We start from the raw sequence: 19,037 nt of genomic DNA on the forward strand, positions 1-19,037 counted from the left end.
CTTGTGACTAATCAGTACCTCGTATCGTTGCGCCAACACAGGTACGAGGTGCCTATTTTTTTTGGTTTCTATTCACTTTCCAGTTTATCTGAAAGCGGTTTATGTTTGTAAGAGGAACATTGGGGATGAGGTGTTTAATAACACTGAGTGGGGGATGCCTATATAAGGAAGGGATAAAAATAACAAAAAAATCTGCAAATATTTTGGGCTTTGCAGATTTTGGGCTATTTTTATTTAAATAATCGATGATCAACTCTCGAATTGCTTCATAAATTGTAAATATGTTTCGATGGCTGCGTTAGGAAAGCCTCCTTCATTAAAATTATACGTTTTAAATCCTTCTTGTTCTCTAAAACTATCTATCTTTTGCGGTGTAGTATCATCGAAGGGATCTAAAATTACACCATAATTATCAAAATAATTTTGAAGAATATATTCGATATAATTTGCATAAGAACTTGCTTTTCCTGACTTTGGTAATTGATCGTCATAGTTAAAAGCTATAAATTCTAAACGAAACTCCTGAAGATGAGGAATGTGGATCGTCACATTTTTTACCTTACTAATTTTACCGTATTTGGTAAATATAACTTGTTTATGTTTTGGATCATAGTTCTCTTGCTTCTGTTTAATGAGATCCGCTTGATTATCATTTGAAAGTAAGGTTGTTACTTCAATATCAAAAGCATCTGAAATTTTATCCACTAAGAACAAAGTTGGCTCAGTTTTACCATTAAGTAAACTAGAAATCCTTTCCTGAGAAACACCTGCCTTCTCACCAAGCTGCTCCTGTGTCCATGAACGTTCTATCAATAATCGTTTTACATTTTTAATAAGTATCTCATATGATTTTCCCATTAAATCAAGAGTACACCATTCAAATCATTGGTTCTATCTTGAATTTTTATCAAACCTGATACACGATTTCTTGATTAACAATTGCCAAGAAATTGTGTTCGTTTTGCTCCATTTCTTCTACAAACATTTGGAAACTCTCGCAATATTGCGGAATTTTGAAGGGGATTTTTAGTAAGTTACCACCATAGCCATTCAACTGACCGACTGGTATTAATTGTTGTTGCGAAAAACTAGGATAGATAATACCCGCTTGATTTGCTTTTAGAATATGTAAATAGCTAATCATTTGATATCGATCTTCTCTCTGCATACCTTTCAGACTAGAATCCATATTTTTGTATTTCGCATCTAAAACCAATTTTTTATTTAAACTATAGAAGTCGGGATACACTGTAAGCACACGATCTCGGTAAAGCGAGATGCCTCTAGCGGATCCTATGTTTTGAGGGTGTATAAAATTGGGACTGAGCAACGTACTCAAATATTCTTCCCAGAGCCACGCAATATCAATAATAACCCCCTGTATTTCTTCTTCATCAGCGCCAAAACCTACATAATCATCATTAAGTATTTGAAGGCATAACTTTTGTAAAAGATAATATTCCTCAAAATAACTGTGACGTACATATTTTAACTGATTCTCCGATATTATTTTTCTTCTCTCTAATTTTGAATAACTCGGTGTCGCTTGAACAATTGCCTGTATATTTTGTCGTGTTTGATCGTCCATAAACAGATCAAAGCTCAGATTGTTTTTTAGTTTTTCAATTGTATGGCGTATCAACTGAGTAACCGCATTATCGTAGTTAAATTCACTTGTATCATATGAAATTTTCCCTTTAAAAATTGGATTTAACTGCAGGTGTCTGGCAACATTAATTGAGCCTTTTAAATTTGGATCATTGTATTTTTTTTTGACATATTCTTTATAGAGACCCTTTTGTAGCGCATTATTGAGATACGCTGGAAAAATATAGGCCAACAAATCAAATATACTTTGTTTGTGATCCATATTGGTTGTATAGGTAATCACGTTGCTATTTAATACTTTATGCAGTAAGTATTGTAAAAAAAAATCTGTGCCATTGTCATCATGCATATAAAATCGAGAATGGATCTGCAATTGGTCTGTGCCCATCTTCATCATACCCACAATATTTCCAGTATAGGTTTCCCCATTATCGGTTGCGAAAATTTGATTTCTCTCATCCAAATCTTCTGAATGTTCTATTGTGGGAGGGAAAATAATAAAATTTTCCTTAGCCAGATCACTGAGATCTCGATTTTGTAATTTTTGAACGATTGGGTGGTCTTTGTATTCAGTAATCTTACTATTATCCTTGATCTGTATCATTACTATCACCTTGGAAGAAACATTCTTCTAAAATCGCCAGTTTACTCTCGAATAACCTCTCCCCGCGAAGATAATCTTTAAATAGCGGAGCTAATTTATCTGACCATAAATCACTTTGTGCCATACCTTCATCTATCTTTTCTAAACTTTTAAAATAACTAGCCCCAATTTGGTAGTCCTCAGTTAAGCCAATTTCTGGGGAAACAATCACTTCGTTTAACTGATCCATCAAATTTTTCACAGCTGTTGTTCGTAACATGACTTGAGAACTTTTTGCACTAATCTCCTCAAAAGTAAATCTTCGTCGCATGGCAAAGTCAAAAGTATCTACTGAGCGATCAATATCATTCATCGTACCAATAATATAAACATTTTCAGGTATATAAAATTTTTCTTGGCCTTCAAAAAGATTGGCATACTGAGTAGCAACAGCGCCATTGGGCCCACGATATTCAGGGTCTATCGCAAAAAATAACTCACCAAAAATTTTTGAAATTTCACCACGGTTGATTTCATCAATGACAAAAACATAATTTTTTTGATTGGTTTTCATGCCATATTCGGGTAGATTATAATCTTCCATAAGGAATTTTAGAATGGCTTTCATCTTCGCTTGACTCCCACCCTTTGGTCGACCAAGCTTTCCTTGCCACGTCCGATAGATATTTTCTTTTGTAATACTTTGAGACCCATGTGTTTCTTCTTTTAAATGGTTATTAGAATTAACCGAATAAATTAAGTCTTGGCCGTTTTGAATGCGAGGAATAGTTACTGTTCCTTTTTCTCTGATATTTTGGATAAAATTCAGCCAAACTGTTTCAAACTGCGCGAACTGCTCTTGATCACCATGCTTGGCTCTCATACAAAAATCTTTAAATAAGCCATTTCTTGGTTCAAACCCTACTTGCCCATTTATTTGAACAGGTCGTAACCCTTCAACAAAATCAGTATAATCATAACTTGGATGAAACTGGACAAATTCAAACTGTTCGTTAGTCAAAAGATCTTCCATTGTACAACCGATCAACTCAGCAGCTATCTGCTTGGCAAGATAGGTTTTTCCCGTTCCCGGCGCACCTCTTAAAATGATATTGTAATTTTTCATCAACTTCATCGCTAACTCTTTACTTCTCACAGAACCACCACCCTCTTTTTGGATAGACGTACTTTCTTTAAACAACATCGCATACGCATTAAACAATGTTTTGACCATTTGATTTGGTGGCAAATGATCATTTAATCCCAATTGCTCAATGGTGATCATTTTGCCCACAAAGTGCCCCCCATTGTCTTCATTGTTAAATAATTGCACTCCTTTTATCGCATGTGTCTCCTTATCCCAGATTGCCCTAATATTCATACCCGTGCTAGTCCAATTAATATAGCAAGTTTTGTTAAAGAGATGAAATCCAGGCGTAATGTTCACTTCCATTGTAGCGCCTAAAGAGTATTCGCGATAGTCTTTATAACTCTCCCTAATCTTTTGACCTTTATGCCCTTGTCCAGATCTAGGTTCTCCATCTATATATTTTTCGGGGTGATGTTTGTAGTTTGCATGCATAATATGAATAAAATACTCAAGGATTTTCTTGAATTTGTAATAGTCCGTTTCTGTCCAATCAATACCCATATTCGAACTTTCTATAAATAGAAAATATTGCTTTAATCCGAATATCAAGTCTTTCATTTCAGATTCTTTTACCACTCCGAATAGTTCATGAATGAGATTGATAATTGTCCTGTCATCAGTAGTGTTATTTATTGTTGTTTTTAACGCATTAAAAGAGCTATCTACTTTTGACAACTCAGAAATTCGTTTCTTTTCTTTTACAGTGATTGTACTATTCAGTATAAAAATGACTTTTTCTATTTGCGTTTTGTTGATTTGATTGTGTTTTGAAAGCCATTGTTCGAAGTTAATGCATGCCATTCTTTATCCACCCTTATAAATACTTTGTTAGGTAATTTTATCATATTTCATCTAGAACATACTGTTGTATCTAATTTTGGCTATATATTTATTTTTAAATATAATAGAAAAACCACAGTCTTTAATTGGTGACAGGCAAATCAAATTTGTCCTTTAATCCAATTAAAAACCGTAGTTTCAGTTTAAGTATGATTTACATTTATAACAAAAAAATTGACTATAGTAAAAATCAAACAAAATCAGCTCATTTTTATAGTCAACACTACTTCTTCACAATCAACTGAACTGCCTGCTCAATCTTCTTAGCCTGACTTTCCGCATCGCTATCTGGGTTCTCCAGGCATTGCTTCAAGTTCTCAGCCACGATCAAGCCCATAATTCGATTGACACTAGAACTGACTGCTGATAGCTGTGTAATGACATCAGCGCAATCTTTTTCTTCTTCAATCATTCTTTGGACACCGCGCAATTGTCCTTCTGTTCGCTTCAATCGATTTAAAACATCCTTATTGCATCCACTCATTCGTTGATTTCTCCTTTCCATGTGGACATACCACCTAAAACATTGATTACTTGAAAGCCTTCACTACTGAGAAAGCCACAAGCCGCCAGGGAGCGGGCACCTGAATGGCAGATCACATAATGCGTTTTGTTCCGTGATAACTGCCTGCTTTCTTCAAAAAGTATACTTAAAGGCAAGTTGACAGCGCCTTTGATATGCCCCGTTGCAAATTCATCAGCTTCTCGTACATCAAGTATCGTTAATGGTGTCTGTTTGTTTTTTTGATAAAATTCATCACTGCTAATGGTTTCAAACATGATCGATCATCTCCGGTCTTACTGTACTTAATAATTGAAAGGCGCCATCTAAATTCTGGCAGTGAAAACCGCTTTGTTTCAAGATTCGTTCGGCAATATAACTACGTAATCCGCTATGGCAACTGATGATATACGATTTGTTTGGATCTAATTCCGATAGGCGGTATCGAAGATCATCGACGGGTATATGGAGGGCATTTTTGACTGTGCCGTTTTGTTGTCTTTCGGCATCGCTGCGAACATCTAATAAGACATTGCCTGCTTGCAAAGCTGCTGGCAGTTCATGCCATTGGATCGAATCACTCAAACCTTCGATCAGATTCATCGCGGCATAGCCAATCATATTGACAGGGTCTTTGGCAGAGCCAAATGGCGGTGCATAGGTCAATTCTAATTCAGGCAAGTCGAAAACTGTCAAGCCGCCTTTGATGGCCGTAGCAAGGACATCGATGCGTTTATCAACACCTTTTTCGCCTACCGCTTGTGCGCCATAGATTTCCCCTGTTTCTGGATGAAAAATCAGCTTCAAATGCATATCAGTGGCACCGGGGTAGTAGCCTGCATGGTCTTTGCCGCTGATATGCACGACTTGGACAGGCAGATTGGCCATCTTGGCATTGCGCTCGCTCAAGCCTGTTGAAGCGGCGGTCATCTCAAATACTCGGACGATAGCGGTCCCGATACTGCCTTTATTTTTGCGCGGCAGACCTGCAAGCACGTCTGCGACTTGGCGTCCTTGGCGATTGGCAGGGGATGCTAAAGAAATCAGTGCCTCTTCACCCGTGATTTGCTGTTTGACAATGATAGCATCACCAACGGCATAGATATCTTTTTGGCTAGTTTGATAGTTTTCATCAACCAAAATACCCCCCCGGCGTCCCAATTCGATGCCAGCTGCTTTAGCCAAGGCTGTGGCAGGTTGAACACCAACGGCAAGAATCGTTAAGTCTGTGTTTATAGTGCTTTCATCCATCAGGCGGATGGTTCGGCCATCTTCTTCCAGTGCAACGACTGATTTTCCTAATACGATTTTCACGCCATTTTTGGTTAATGATTGTTGGACATAAGCAGCCATTTCCTCATCGACCGTTGGCAAAACATGAGCGGCCTGTTCAACGATTGTGACTGTCAATCCTTTGCGCTGAAGATTTTCCGCCATCTCTAAGCCGATAAACCCTGCACCAATGATGGTCGCTTTTTTGGCCTCTTGTGATGCTATGTAGGACATGATTTGATCCAAGTCAGGAACATTACGCAATGAAAAGACATTTTTAGCTTCATCGAGTCCTTTGATCGACGGTAGAAATGGTTTGGCTCCTGGAGATAAGATCAATTGATCATAGGTTTCTTCCATTAGTTGTGCGTCATGTTTCACGGTAACCGTCTTTTCCACTGGATTGATAGCAATCACTTCATGAAAGGGCCGTACATCTAAGCCAAAACGTTTTTGCAACGAGGTTGGGGTTTGCAACAACAGTGCTTCTCGATCTTTGATCTCTCCAGACACGAAGTAAGGCAATCCGCAATTGGCAAATGATACAAATGGTCCTTTCTCAAACACGATGATTTCAGCATCTTCCATCAACCGACGTAATCGGGTTGCCGCAGACATTCCGCCAGCAACGCCGCCAATAATCACTATTTTTTGCATTGCTATTTTCCTCCTCTGGTTTTACCTGTCCATTGGTTCATTCCCCCGCGGACGTTGTAGACAGTATAACCCTTAGCTGATAAAGTTTTAGCTGCTTGTTTACTGCGCATGCCGGATTGGCAGATTACCACGATGTCACGGTCGCCTTTGTGTTGGTAGGTATTGATTTTGTTCAGTGGTACGTTTTTGGCTTGTGCAATATGTCCATGACGATATTCTGCTGGCGTCCGTACATCCAGCAGGACAATATCTTGCTGACGTTTTGCTTGAAGTTCTGCCGCTGTAATGCTTGGTATTTTTTTGAATAAATGAAACATGATATCCTCCTTCAATATACCCCTATGGGTATATTGAACAATGAATACTGCTGTTTGTCAACTGATGAGAAAATAAAAAACCTATCGCCACGATATTGTTTCATCTGCTTCATCGTTGTTTTTAACAAAATCGTTATGAATTATTTTGTATTTAATTTTGCAGATGCTTTGTATGTACCTATCATTCATCTGACGTACTTTCTATTTGGTTCCTTACCCTGTCCCATTTACCTTGCTCATCCATTCTAATGATCCCATACGAGTACACTTCAGATTGACCACATATTGTTCAAATTACCTTTAGCCAAAAATCTTTTATCCCCATTTTTTTATCAAAGATACGTTCATTATTATTTTTTTACATAAACACCTTGTTTTTCCTTTACTATTCCACTATCCTTGATCCATAGTAACCATACGTTTTTCAGAAAGGAAGTCTCCCATTGGATTATCCATTTTTAAAGGAACAAATGCCTGATACGATCAAGAAGGTTTGGCGTTTGCGTACGATTGTATCCTTTGTTATTTTTTGCGTGCTCTTCACGTTTGCCTATCTCTTTTTACAGTACCAAAATTGGTTGTTTTCTTGGGTTTTGTTCTTATGGATGGGCCTATTTGCCTTGACTATATTGGTCCACCTGCTATCACTTGCGATGATCCGCTATCGCTACAAGTTTCACCGCTATGAAATTCAAGACAACGATATTGCGATCCAATCCGGGTATTTTTTTCGGAAGACTACCTATATTCCGATTCGCCGGATTCAGCATATCGAAACAGACCAAGGGATTTTATTGCGCAGATTCAACTTGATTTCTCTACAAATCAACACTGCTGCTACGGACCATACGATTGAAGGGTTGACAGTGGCACAGGCAGACCTATTGCGTAAACAAATTATGGATCTAGTAAGGGTGGTCAAAAATGATCTCTAAACGCGCACATTTGCCTTTATTTTGTATCCTCGTATTTTGGGTGAGCAATATCAGAAACTTTTTTGTGATTGCCCTTTTTCTGCTGTTCAAATTGACCAAAGATGATCCTTCATACTTGGTGATGATTGGCGGTGTCGTCAGTTTTCTTCTTTTGTTTCTGGTCTTTGCCATCTGGTCTTACAGCAGCTTCACCTATCAGATCGATGCAACGAGTATCACTGTGAACAAAGGCATTTTTAACAAGAAACAAACCATTCTGCCCTTTGAACGGATACAAACGATCAACGCGAATCATTTGTTTTATTTACGCCCCTTTAAACTGGCACGTTTAACGCTTGAGAGCGCTGCTGGTTCGTCTGGAGAAGCTGAAATCATCTTTCCAGTTTTACCTACTTCAGTGATTGCGTCTATTGAAACAGCGAAAGAAGCTGCTTCTCATCAGCCGGCTTCGACAGAATCAGCCATACCACCCGACGCAGTTAAGGAGCAGTTGCCGAATGAGCCAAGTACAGAGATTGAGCCGGTGCACACATTTACACTTGCTTTAAAAGAAATCTTTTTGTTTTCACTGACAGATTTTTCGCTTTTGGCTATCCTCGTTGTGATTGGCTTCAATGTGATCGACAAGTTGCCAGATCTTTTTTCTTTGACCAATGAAATAGCAAGGTTTGGCCTGTTGATTGGCGGGGTGATTCTTTTAGGGGTATTGGTGCTCTTCGTGTTGCTGTCTCTGGCAATCAATCTACTGCGCTATTACGGTTTTAAAGTGGAGCAGCAAGGTGAGCAGCTGCGCATCACGCAAGGCTTGTTTTCTAAACAACAGCGTACGATCCCGCTTTCAAAGATCCAAGGTCTGAGTGTGGAACAAAATATCTATCGCCGCATCTTCCGTTTAAGCACAGTCAAACTCTTGTTGGCAACCGGTAGTTCCTCTGAAGGAGAACACACGATTTATCTGTTTCCCATCATGAAAGATGATTTATTGCTCGAATCTTTGCAACGTTTTTTACCAGAATGGTCTTTCCAACAACCACGCTTCATCACCAATCCTCACCCAACATTGTGGTATTTTTATCGCTGGCCTTTGTTGATTGGTTTGTTGGCTTCTGGCGTCGCTGCTTATTTCTTCTGGTGGTTGGCAGTTTTATTGTTGCTGGTATGCGGTTCATTTATGGTTTCTGGTATTTGGCGCGGGAAAATACAAGGGTATCAATTCTTAAGTGATGATGTGTTATTGTGCCGAAGTATTCGTGGATTGACCAAAGTCACTGCCTATTTGGCAAAAAATAAAATCCAAGATTTCTCTGTCACAACAACGTATTGGCAGTATCGAAAAGGCTTAGGGAAATCGCAATTCACGATCAAAACCGGGGATACCGTGACTGAAAGTGAACTGTTCTACTTTCCTTTAGCTGACGCTGCGCGATTGAAGCGCTGGTTTTTGTCTTGACCCGTATGGGAGAGAAAGCGCCTTGCAAGGAACATACACCAAAAGTTAGCTTTTGACATAAAATGAGCGACCCCCAAAAGTTAGATTTTTGGTCTAACTTTTAGGGGTCGCTTCATTGCCTACTTTGGACTGTCCATTTTTATGCTATTGATAAACGACAAATGATGGATGGTATGAACCTAACTAAAAATAAATACGCAATTATTTATTACATCCATTTATTTTTATCATCTCAATATATCGACTGCCATATATGGTATACTACTCAAAAAGGAGGCGTTTGCGGGATGAACAAAAGGCAACAAGAAAAGACCCCACGGATATCCAACAATAGCTTCAATGTCATCAATACAAAATCGGATCCTTCACAACACGGTTTCCCTATTCCATTTCAACAAGGGGACTTCGCTTCAGTTGATAGGCACTATGAGCGTAGGAAAACTTTTGCAGAAACCCTCAGTTTCTATGTGATAGGGATCGTTTGGACCGTTTTTGGATTTTATTCATTGGTGACATTCCCTATTTTTCAAAGTATTTTGGATCAAACGATCTTATCTTTTGTCATTGCCTCCGCTTTCATGATCGTTAGTTTTATTGCTGCTCATTTTTTGACGAGCGGATGCACGAAGATATATAGAAAACGAAAAAGGGGCCTCTATAAGTGAAAAGAAAATTATTGTTCATTATCCCTCTCCTTCTCTTCCTATGCGGACTGATCATTGCCCTATATGGTACCCAAATAGGTTTATCCACTATCAATAAACCTATTTATCTTTATAAGCCCTCCACGAAGCGCTTTGCGAAGGATGCCTTATATATCATGGGTACATACGGTGTTTATGCCAAGGAAAATCATTTTGATCAAATGATACCTGGTTTTATTGAGGAAATAGATAACAAAGCTACGTATGATGATGCCTTGCCACTATTGAATCAAGCAATCAAAAAAGCTGGTGGCAATCATTCCTCTGTCATTGAAGTAGACGAAAATTATACCGCTTCAACATTCAACGCTTCTTTATTAACATTTCCAAGAGTTATAGAAGATGATGGTATTGCGACAATCATCTTACCGCCATTTCTTTCTGGAGATGAAGCGGACGTTCAACAATATATCGATACATCCATTCAGGCGTTAACAAAATTGGCACGTCCAAAGGGTGTAATCATTGACCTTCGTAGAAACACTGGCGGAAATATGCTGGCGATGCTGGGTGCCTGCGTTCCCTTTCTCAAAGATGGAAAGCTGTTTGATTTTGTCGCTCAGGACAAAACGACTCCTGTTCGATTAAATAAAAACCAGCTGGCATACGAGAACATCAATTTAACGGTCCAAAATACGATGACATTTACCGATTTGCCGATCGCCATTTTAACAGATAACCAAACGGCCAGTTCTGCTGAAGTCTTGCTGATTGCACTGAAAGGGCAAGAAGATGTCCAATCCTTTGGAGAAGAAACCGCTGGATATGCTACAGGTGTCACCCTTGTGCCATTATATGAAAAATATGCACTGTCGCTTGCAGTTGCTAAAATCAGAGGAATAGATGATACGCTTTACGAAGAAAAACCGATAAGACCAGATATTGTAACAAGTAATCCTGAGGAAGACGCGAAAAAATGGATCACGGGTACGCATCCGTAGTACGCATGATGCATTTAGTACAACGCCTCGCGTTACTAGATGGAATGTAGAATAATCGATTTTGATTTTTCTGCAGGCAATGACATACAAAAAAAGACAGCCCAGTCTAGCCGTGCCCAATGCGGAATTCAACTTCAAAACAATGGTTGCAGTTATTTGTCTTATTACCTCCACTATAGGCGGCTACACCATTAAAACAGGATTACTGGATAGATTCATTACAAAAAACATCATGCAAACCCAGATAATCCTTGGTTTGCATGATGTTTATTTCATTATGCTGCTTGTTGTGCTTGTTTGCCGCCATGGCGGATCAACTTGTTCAACTCACTAACAATCAATGGAATCAATGACAAGCCAATCACGATCAACCATTCTGTTGGGTTCAAGCTTTGAACTCTGAAGATATCTTGCAAGAATGGAATGAATAACACAGCCAATTGCATCGCTAAACTGACAACAAAGGCTTTGTTCATGGCACTGTTTGAGAATAAACCAATGCTGAAAATCGAGCGCGTTTCACTCCGGACTGCATATGCCCGTGTCAATTCACCAAAGACCAATGTGGCAAAGGCCATTGTGTTGGCAGTACCATCAGCGACAGCTGGATCTGAAAGGACATATTCGCCTAACCAGTACGCAGCTAATGTGATCGCCCCGACCAAGACACCGTAAAAGATCATACTTGAAGCAAAGCCATCCGCAAAAATACTTTTCCGTGAATCCCGAGGTTTTTGTTTCATGACACCCGGTTCAACTGGTTCCATCCCCAATGCCAAGGCAGGCAGTGAGTCAGTCACAAGGTTCAACCATAACAATTGGATCGCCACCAATGGCATTTGGTGGAAATTCAATGCTGTAGCAACAAAGATCGTAATGATCTCACCAATATTACAACTTAAGAGATATTGGATCGATTTCTTGATGTTGGCATAGATTCCCCGGCCTTGTTCCACTGCGTGAACGATCGTCGCAAAGTTATCATCTGTCAAAATCATATCCGCAGCACCCTTCGCTACATCAGTACCTGTGATACCCATTGCACAACCGATATCTGCAACTTTCAGTGCAGGTGCATCATTGACGCCATCACCAGTCATTGCTACAACCATACCATTGGCTTGCCACGCTTTGACGATCCGCATTTTGTGCTCAGGTGATACCCGCGCATAGACAGAGTAGTTGCTCACTTCTTCTTCCAAAATTTCTTGCGGCATCGTATCAAGCTCAGCCCCTGTTAACGCACGGTCGCCTGAGCGGAAGATAGCCAATTCTTTGGCGATCGCTACAGCAGTCAATTTGTGGTCTCCAGTGATCATGACCGGACGGATCCCTGCATCATAACATTGTGCCACAGCTTCTTTCACTTCTTCTCTCGGCGGATCGATCATGCCGACAAGTCCAGCAAAGGTCAAGCCGTTTTCGATCTCTTCTGACGTCAATTCTGCTGGCACTTCCGTGATATCTTTGTAGGCAGCACCTAGTACACGCAAGGCTTTTGATGCCATTTCAGCGTTTTTGTCAGCAATGGCTTGCTGATCTGCACCATCGATAGTACAACGCGTCAATAAGACATCTGGTGCCCCTTTGACCATTACACGATAACCCGTGTCAGTTTTGTGGATGGTACTCATTAATTTACGTTCAGAATCAAACGGAATTTCTGCTACCCGTGGGTAAGTCGTTTCTAAATCATTTTTGTTCAAGTGTTCTTGATAGGCTTTTGTGACAAAGGCCGTTTCAGTTGGATCCCCGGTCACTTGCACTTCTGCTCCATTGCCAGTCAATTTTGAATCGTTACACAAGGCACCAATCATTAACAATTGTGCTTCTGATTGATCGCCATAAGTAAATGTTTCCACGATGGTCATTTTGTTTTGGGTCAATGTACCCGTTTTGTCGCTGCAAATCACTGAAGCTGCACCTAAGGTTTCAACAGCTGGTAATTTTTTGACGATGGCATTGCGTTTGACCAAACGTTGCACGCCTAACGCCAAGACGATCGTTACGATTGCAGCCAAACCTTCAGGAATCGCCGCTACCCCAAGTGACACAGCCATCATAAAGATGTCTAGGATCGGACGGCCATACAAAAGACCGACAACGAACATCAACACACAGATACCTAAACAAATAATCGACAATATCTTTGAAATTTCTGCCATTTTCTTTTGTAAAGGTGTCGTATTTTCATCCTCTGAAATCAACATGCCGGCAATACGGCCTACTTCAGTCTTCATCCCTGTTTCGGTAACCACACAAGTAGCGCGGCCATTGGTGATAACAGTAGAAGAAATCAGCATATTTTTGCGATCTGCCAAACCAGTATCATCTGGCAAGTGATCGATATCTTTCTTGTTGACCGGTACAGATTCACCAGTCATCGCTGACTCATCTGCTTTTAGATTGATGGCTTTTAAGACTCTGGCATCAGCAGGGACCAAATCACCCGCTTCTAATTCGATGATGTCGCCTGGCACCAATGTCGTTGTATCGACATGATCCAATTGGCCATCACGAATGACTTTTGCCAATGGTGCAGACATTTTTTGCAGAGCTTCCAATGATTTGCTGGCATTGTTTTCTTGCGAGATCGAAATAATGGCATTGATCACCACGATCAAAAGAATGATCACTGATTCGACCCAATCTTCAAAACCGCTTGATACATAAGAAAGAAATGCCGCAATCAACAATACGATGATCATCGGATCTTTTAACTGCCCGATCACTTTCTTCAATAAACTTTCTTTCTTTTGCACGTCTAGTGCATTTTGACCAAAAGACTGCAGCCGTTTGTCTACTTCTTGCTTAGACAGTCCTTTTTGCTGGTCAGTATCCAAAGCCTGTAAAACTTCCTCTTTGGATTTGGCAAACCATAACGTCAAACGATTCATCCCCTATTCACATTCTTTTTTTATACATCAATACTATACTCTATTTTGTCCCTTTTTGGTGACTTTATGAAAAAAATCACAGCAGATAATTGAGATTCTGCTGTGATTTGGCTGGAATACAGCCAACAGTGCTGCAACAGCTTATTTTCTCAAAATATGGATGGCAAATCCGCCAAATTCTCCTGCCAAGTATATATTTTTCAATTGATTGTCTGCGTCATAAGCAGCTGTATCCATATTGAACTGCAGACCTTTTGCTTCTAGTTCTGTGACTGCGCTATCTAAATCAGTGGTACACATGGCAATATGACCATTTGTACCTAAGAAAGGCGCCTTCATACACTCAAAATAGTCACCCGCAAACTCTGACTTTTGCCCAGCACGTGGGTTCAGGTTGAACATCATGCTTAATTGAGCCGCCAATTGCTTGGCTTCTGTTTCATTCTCTGTATTGATACCGATATGTGCCAATTCAAATGTATTTTCCATGAGCTGATCCTCTTTTCTTCTTTACTTGTTGATTACATTGGGAACATCAAAATCGAGCCGACTGTCAAGAAGACCAATCGAATGAAGTACTGCGGCACTGTGAAACGCCAGAATTGACCTGCTGTATATTTACCAGTACCTAAGATCATGGCTGGCATCCCATCAATAGGCAAGAAGTGTCCGCACCAACCAGAAATAACGATCGCGCAAGCGGCTGCTGTAGGATCAAGTCCTAGGCTTGTACAAGTAGCGATGGCTAATGGTGTAAATACATAGACTGTACCGATCGTTGAGCCGGTCAGTGTTGCTAACAGGCTTGTTAAGATACAGAAAACGAAAATCATCACAAATGGATTCACGTTCGTGCCCAGCATCCCCGCCACGGTCGTTCCAACTAAATTGGTCAATCCAGTACTTCCCAATGCATCAGCGACCCCAATGACCCCAGCCGACATCAAAATGATCGGCGCACTGATGGCGTCACGAATTTCTTTGAAATCTAACACACCAATCAATAAGATGACTGCTACAGATAGACCTGCCATGGCATAGCCTGCGTCACCAATCTTGCTTTGCAGCAACATACCCGCTACAGCGAAGATGAAGACAGCATAGGTCACAAGCTCTTTCCAGCGAGGCAGCAAGGGAGCGCTGTCATTTTCGTCACATACAGGTGCGTTTGCATCATCACCTGATGTTGGGTGGTCAGGTAAAAATTTGTACTGAATAATACAATTCAATAAGAAGCCAGCAGATAAGAATAAGTTGACAATGGCAAATTTAAATACTGATACTTCTGACATAATACCTGCTGCATTCAGTACAGCGATCACGATACCATACTGTAAAGCAGTATTAAACGGAATCAATGGGTGGTTGGTTGCAAAGCCAGCGGTCATGATCACTTTTGACGGCGGCAATTTTTTTGAATAAGGTAAGGTAGATAGTAGTCCTAATGTCAGTACGTAATAAGCAGTAGATCCTGTACCAAACAAGCTACAGCCTAGCATCACGATCAAGATGATCAACAGATAGGATTTAAATCCGCCTTTATTGGCCATCGCGAACATCGCTTTTTTGAACACTACGATAAAACTGGTTTTTTCCAAGGCAGCGATAATCGCCATAAACTCGGCCAGCATAATGATCGTGGAATTTGAGAAACCAGCAAATGCGCCTTTGATATCTGTGATACCAAAAATAACCAACAATATACAGGCGAACAATGGAGCTGCCCCAAAAGGGATTTTTTCGATCATGATCAAGACGATCATGACCACGGTAATTGCTAGAGCAATCATCATTTCAATCGTCATAATATCCTCCTAGTTTTGCCAATATGGCCATCCAACACCACGGCTGATTTTTGAACTTGCAAAAATCAGCCGTCTGTTGATGCCCAGCAATTTGTTCATGCAAACGGCTTGCTTTTATTAGCGCATGCCGCGGGCTTTGTTCTCTGCTAAGACTTTTTGTAAAGCGTCGATCCCTGCTTCTGGGATTTGATTGAATGGCGCCCGACATTTGCCGACATTGTTGCCTAACAAGCCAGCGGCTGTTTTCACGATCGTGTTTGGGTTGCCATATTTGAAACAATCTCTAAAGCTTTGGATGCTGCTATTCGCCGTTTTGGCTTCTTCGATTTTGCCTTCAACAAATAAATCGTAGATGGAGGCCATTGTTTGCGGATATACATTCGCACAGCCAGCAATCCCACCTGTACCGCCTGCCAATAATGTCCAGATAATCAACTGGTCATTACCTGATAGTGTGTAGAACGTGCCATTGGTTTTGGTTTTTCCTGCTTCGATGTAGCCCAAGATATTGCTGAAGTTTCCGCTTGAATCTTTGGCCCCAATAATATTTTCGATTTGGGCTAGACGTGCAACCGTAGCTGGTGCGATCGCATTGCCGGTACGTGCCGGAATATTGTATAAGACAATTGGCATATCCACAGCTTCAGCCACTGTTTTGTAATGGGTATAGATTTCTTCTTGGCTGGCTGCTGCAAAACTTGGTGCAATGATCGATAAGACATCTGCGCCAGCTTCTTGTGCCATTTTGCTTTGTGCAATGGTTTCTTTGGTTGAGATCGCACCAGTTCCTGCATAGATTGGGACGCGTCCTGCGGTTTGATCGACCACTACTTCTAGCACCGTTTTCTTTTCTTCCGCTGACAGAATGTATCCTTCACCATTGGTACCAAATGGAAAGATACCGTGGATACCATTGCTGATCATGCGTTCAACTTCATTCCGCAGTTCTTCGACGTTGATGCTTTCGTCTGCATGCATAGGGGTCAAGATTGGGCTGATGATGCCTTTTAATTCGATTGGTTTCATTTTTTGTTTTCTCCTCACTTTTTGTAGAATACGTTTTCATTTGATCTAGAATGATCGATAGAAGCGTCCATCGCGCGAAGTGCACGCATCTATCGTCTATTGGATTATTTCTCTACACCTTCACCTGATGTTGGGTTATATACACCGATGGTTTCTCGTTTTTGGCCGAATAAATCTTCACGGGTAAAGCGCACATACTTCACACACAATCGATTTCGATAGGCATAAACCAAATGCAAGATTCCTTGACTATCTTGATAAATCGTTGGGTACTCGTGTTGTGAGTTGTTGGTCTTGTTTTCAGCACCGATATAGCCTTCTGCTGCTTCTAATATGCGTCCGATTGGCCAAGTTTTACCAAAATCTTCACTGACAGATACAGCGACTGGATTACGTAACCCAGGCCAGGCCACTTTGCCAAAAACAGCATCTGGGGCTGCATTTAGGTTATAGGCCAAGGCAACTTCTCCCGTAGCAAGTTTGATTGCACTGATACTGGCATTATTGTTAGGCAACACAGTGGCTTCAGGTACTGACCAGCTGTCACCATAGTCAAATGATTCACTGACATAGACAAAATCAGCAAAACGGCTTCGCATGAACGCTGTTAAATGCCCTGGTTCCACTTCGACGACATTGGCATGCACACGCCCATTGCTATCGGGCATACGGACTGGATGCCACGTTTGACCTGCATCATCCGATACTTGAAATTCAGTTGGATCATTGGTCAATCCTTCTGCTGAATCTTCACACAGCCACGTGCTGTACAACCAGCGGCCATTGCTTAAAATCTGGATGCCTTGACGACCAAATGTACCTTCTTTTGCAAATAGAACTTCAGGATCTCCCCATGATCGTCCTTCGTCTGCAGACTTTTGCACCATGATGATCGACGTGAATTGCATGTTGTCTTTGCCTTCTTGACGGCTTACTTGCGAGGTATAAATCAACCAAATCTGGTTATCTGGCGCACGAAAGAAAGAAGGATTTTGTTCACTCCGATTTTTTCCTTGAGAAACCGTTTCTGGCACAGACCACGTTTGCGTGCTGGGATCCAATTTAGAAACAACAATAGAGATATCTCCGCTGCCTTCAAAACTTCCCGCAAACCAGGCACATAATAATCCGCCGTCTGCCGTTTCAATCAATGCTGGCGCGTGGGCTGTATTGTTGCCGCCAGTTGGAATCAATCCATAATCAATACCTAAAAAGGCTTCGTGGTACAACACACCATTGGGTTCAGATTGATGTACGATGTCTAATTGGGTCACGTTGTATATCCTCCTATATATTTAGATTTGTGCTTGTTTGGTATTTTCTGCCAGACGGATCGCATAATCGATCGCGTTTTCCAGGCTTGCTTCGCTAGCGGTCCAATGGCCTGCCTGATCAAATGCTGTCCCATGGTCCACCGATGTTCGGATGATCGGCAGATTCAATGTGATATTGACCCCTTCGACAGCTTCCCATTTTTGTGCTGCTTGATCATAAACAAACCCTAAGAGTTTCAATGGAATATGTCCTTGATCATGGTACATAGCCACGACGATATCATACATGCCGCCATTGGCTTTAGAAAATAGCGTGTCAGCTGGCAATGAACCATACACATTGATTCCTTCTGCTTTGGCTGCTTCAACGGCTGGATTGATTTCTAAGATTTCTTCTTGGCCAAAAAGACCATTTTCCCCACAGTGTGGGTTGAGGCCCGCTACTGCAACACGGGGATTTTCAATACCTAGATCTTTACAGGCTTTATCAGCGATTCGGATCACATCTAGCACTCTTTGTTTGGTGGCGCGATCACAAGCCTCTCTTAATGACACATGGGTGGATACATGGACCACACGCAAGTTGCCATCTGCCAGCATCATCGTATATTTTTCGGTACCGGTCAGATCTGCATAAATCTCGGTATGACCGGCATAATGATGACCTGCCGCATTCATTGCTTCTTTATTCAGCGGATTGGTCACTGTGGCGTCGATTTTTTTCGCCAAAGCCAACTCAATCACTGTTTTGACATATTGGAAAGCCGCATCTCCGCCAACTTCTGAGACTTTGCCCACCTCGAATGTATCCATATCAACGATGTTTAGATCAATCAAATCGATCGTTCCATATGTGTATTTTCCTTCACTTGGCTCGCTGATCACATTTACCGTAAGCGATAATTCTGGATGCTGCTTTAGATAATAGGCGAGGACCGATGCATCACCCACCAGCACGGGACGGCAGTGGTCATACAGCTCTTTTTTTGCAAAAGCTTTTAATGCAATCTCAGGTCCGATCCCTGCTGGATCTCCCATCGTTATACCAATCAATTTTTTCAATTTTACCTACGTCC

At 41.0% G+C, this 19,037-nt stretch carries 16 protein-coding genes; 3 read left to right on the forward strand and 13 right to left on the reverse strand.

The window, feature by feature from the left end:
* Positions 1 to 249: 249 nt before the first annotated feature.
* From IGI41_RS13970 to IGI41_RS14000, 7 genes are all read right to left on the reverse strand, one after another.
* The gene (locus tag IGI41_RS13970; RefSeq protein ID WP_430610390.1) at positions 250 to 858 is read right to left on the reverse strand and encodes a helix-turn-helix domain-containing protein; all 609 of its coding nucleotides are present in this window, start codon (positions 856 to 858) and stop codon (positions 250 to 252) included.
* Positions 859 to 907: 49 nt separating this feature from the next.
* A complete protein-coding gene (locus IGI41_RS13975; protein ID WP_430610392.1) occupies positions 908 to 2,212 on the reverse strand; it encodes a 5-methylcytosine restriction system specificity protein McrC in 1,305 nt (434 codons plus the stop codon).
* On the reverse strand, positions 2,193 to 4,142 hold the full coding sequence (locus IGI41_RS13980) for an McrB family protein (RefSeq protein ID WP_430610394.1): 1,950 nt from the start codon (positions 4,140 to 4,142) through the stop codon (positions 2,193 to 2,195). Before IGI41_RS13980 ends, IGI41_RS13975 begins: the two co-directional genes overlap by 20 nt.
* 262 nt (positions 4,143 to 4,404) lie before the next feature.
* A complete protein-coding gene (locus tag IGI41_RS13985) occupies positions 4,405 to 4,665 on the reverse strand; it encodes a metal-sensitive transcriptional regulator (protein WP_430610395.1) in 261 nt (86 codons plus the stop codon).
* The gene (locus IGI41_RS13990) at positions 4,662 to 4,961 is read right to left on the reverse strand and encodes a rhodanese-like domain-containing protein (RefSeq protein ID WP_430610396.1); all 300 of its coding nucleotides are present in this window, start codon (positions 4,959 to 4,961) and stop codon (positions 4,662 to 4,664) included. The genes IGI41_RS13985 and IGI41_RS13990 overlap by 4 nt, the downstream gene beginning before the upstream one ends.
* The gene (locus tag IGI41_RS13995; RefSeq protein ID WP_430610397.1) at positions 4,954 to 6,612 is read right to left on the reverse strand and encodes an FAD-dependent oxidoreductase; all 1,659 of its coding nucleotides are present in this window, start codon (positions 6,610 to 6,612) and stop codon (positions 4,954 to 4,956) included. The genes IGI41_RS13990 and IGI41_RS13995 overlap by 8 nt, the downstream gene beginning before the upstream one ends.
* A 2-nt stretch (positions 6,613 to 6,614) precedes the next feature.
* Positions 6,615 to 6,929: a rhodanese-like domain-containing protein gene (locus IGI41_RS14000; RefSeq protein WP_430610398.1), complete on the reverse strand. Its 315-nt coding sequence runs from the start codon at positions 6,927 to 6,929 to the stop codon at positions 6,615 to 6,617.
* A gap of 443 nt (positions 6,930 to 7,372) precedes the next feature.
* On the opposite strand from IGI41_RS14000, the gene IGI41_RS14005 reads away from it, so the two are divergent.
* The 3 genes from IGI41_RS14005 (at position 7,373) to IGI41_RS14015 (ending at position 10,959) form a co-directional block, all read left to right on the forward strand.
* On the forward strand, positions 7,373 to 7,864 hold the full coding sequence (locus IGI41_RS14005) for a PH domain-containing protein (protein ID WP_430610399.1): 492 nt from the start codon (positions 7,373 to 7,375) through the stop codon (positions 7,862 to 7,864).
* The gene (locus tag IGI41_RS14010) at positions 7,854 to 9,314 is read left to right on the forward strand and encodes a PH domain-containing protein (protein WP_430610400.1); all 1,461 of its coding nucleotides are present in this window, start codon (positions 7,854 to 7,856) and stop codon (positions 9,312 to 9,314) included. Before IGI41_RS14005 ends, IGI41_RS14010 begins: the two co-directional genes overlap by 11 nt.
* A 661-nt stretch (positions 9,315 to 9,975) precedes the next feature.
* Positions 9,976 to 10,959 (forward strand): S41 family peptidase, encoded by a 984-nt coding sequence (locus IGI41_RS14015; protein ID WP_430610401.1) that lies wholly within the window; start codon positions 9,976 to 9,978, stop codon positions 10,957 to 10,959.
* A gap of 275 nt (positions 10,960 to 11,234) precedes the next feature.
* On the opposite strand, the gene IGI41_RS14020 is transcribed toward IGI41_RS14015, so the two are convergent.
* The 6 genes from IGI41_RS14020 to pdxA form a co-directional block, all read right to left on the reverse strand.
* Positions 11,235 to 13,856 (reverse strand): calcium-translocating P-type ATPase, PMCA-type, encoded by a 2,622-nt coding sequence (locus IGI41_RS14020; RefSeq protein ID WP_430610402.1) that lies wholly within the window; start codon positions 13,854 to 13,856, stop codon positions 11,235 to 11,237.
* Between the two features lie 141 nt (positions 13,857 to 13,997).
* Positions 13,998 to 14,345, reverse strand: a complete 348-nt coding sequence (locus IGI41_RS14025) for a 2-dehydro-3-deoxyphosphogluconate aldolase (protein ID WP_430610403.1) — start codon at positions 14,343 to 14,345, stop codon at positions 13,998 to 14,000.
* A 32-nt stretch (positions 14,346 to 14,377) separates the two neighbouring features.
* Entirely contained in the window at positions 14,378 to 15,661 is a 1,284-nt protein-coding gene (locus tag IGI41_RS14030; protein ID WP_430610404.1) for an SLC13 family permease, read from the reverse strand.
* A gap of 117 nt (positions 15,662 to 15,778) precedes the next feature.
* A complete protein-coding gene (dapA, locus tag IGI41_RS14035; protein WP_430610405.1) occupies positions 15,779 to 16,687 on the reverse strand; it encodes a 4-hydroxy-tetrahydrodipicolinate synthase in 909 nt (302 codons plus the stop codon).
* A gap of 104 nt (positions 16,688 to 16,791) precedes the next feature.
* Positions 16,792 to 17,961, reverse strand: a complete 1,170-nt coding sequence (locus IGI41_RS14040; protein WP_430610406.1) for a sialidase family protein — start codon at positions 17,959 to 17,961, stop codon at positions 16,792 to 16,794.
* A 21-nt stretch (positions 17,962 to 17,982) separates the two neighbouring features.
* A complete protein-coding gene (gene pdxA / locus IGI41_RS14045; protein ID WP_430612870.1) occupies positions 17,983 to 18,999 on the reverse strand; it encodes a 4-hydroxythreonine-4-phosphate dehydrogenase PdxA in 1,017 nt (338 codons plus the stop codon).
* Between the last annotated feature and the right edge of the window lie 38 nt (positions 19,000 to 19,037).

The organism is Enterococcus sp. DIV0876 (assembly GCF_050529585.1).
In the GTDB taxonomy this organism is placed as follows: Bacteria; Bacillota; Bacilli; order Lactobacillales; family Enterococcaceae; genus Enterococcus_D.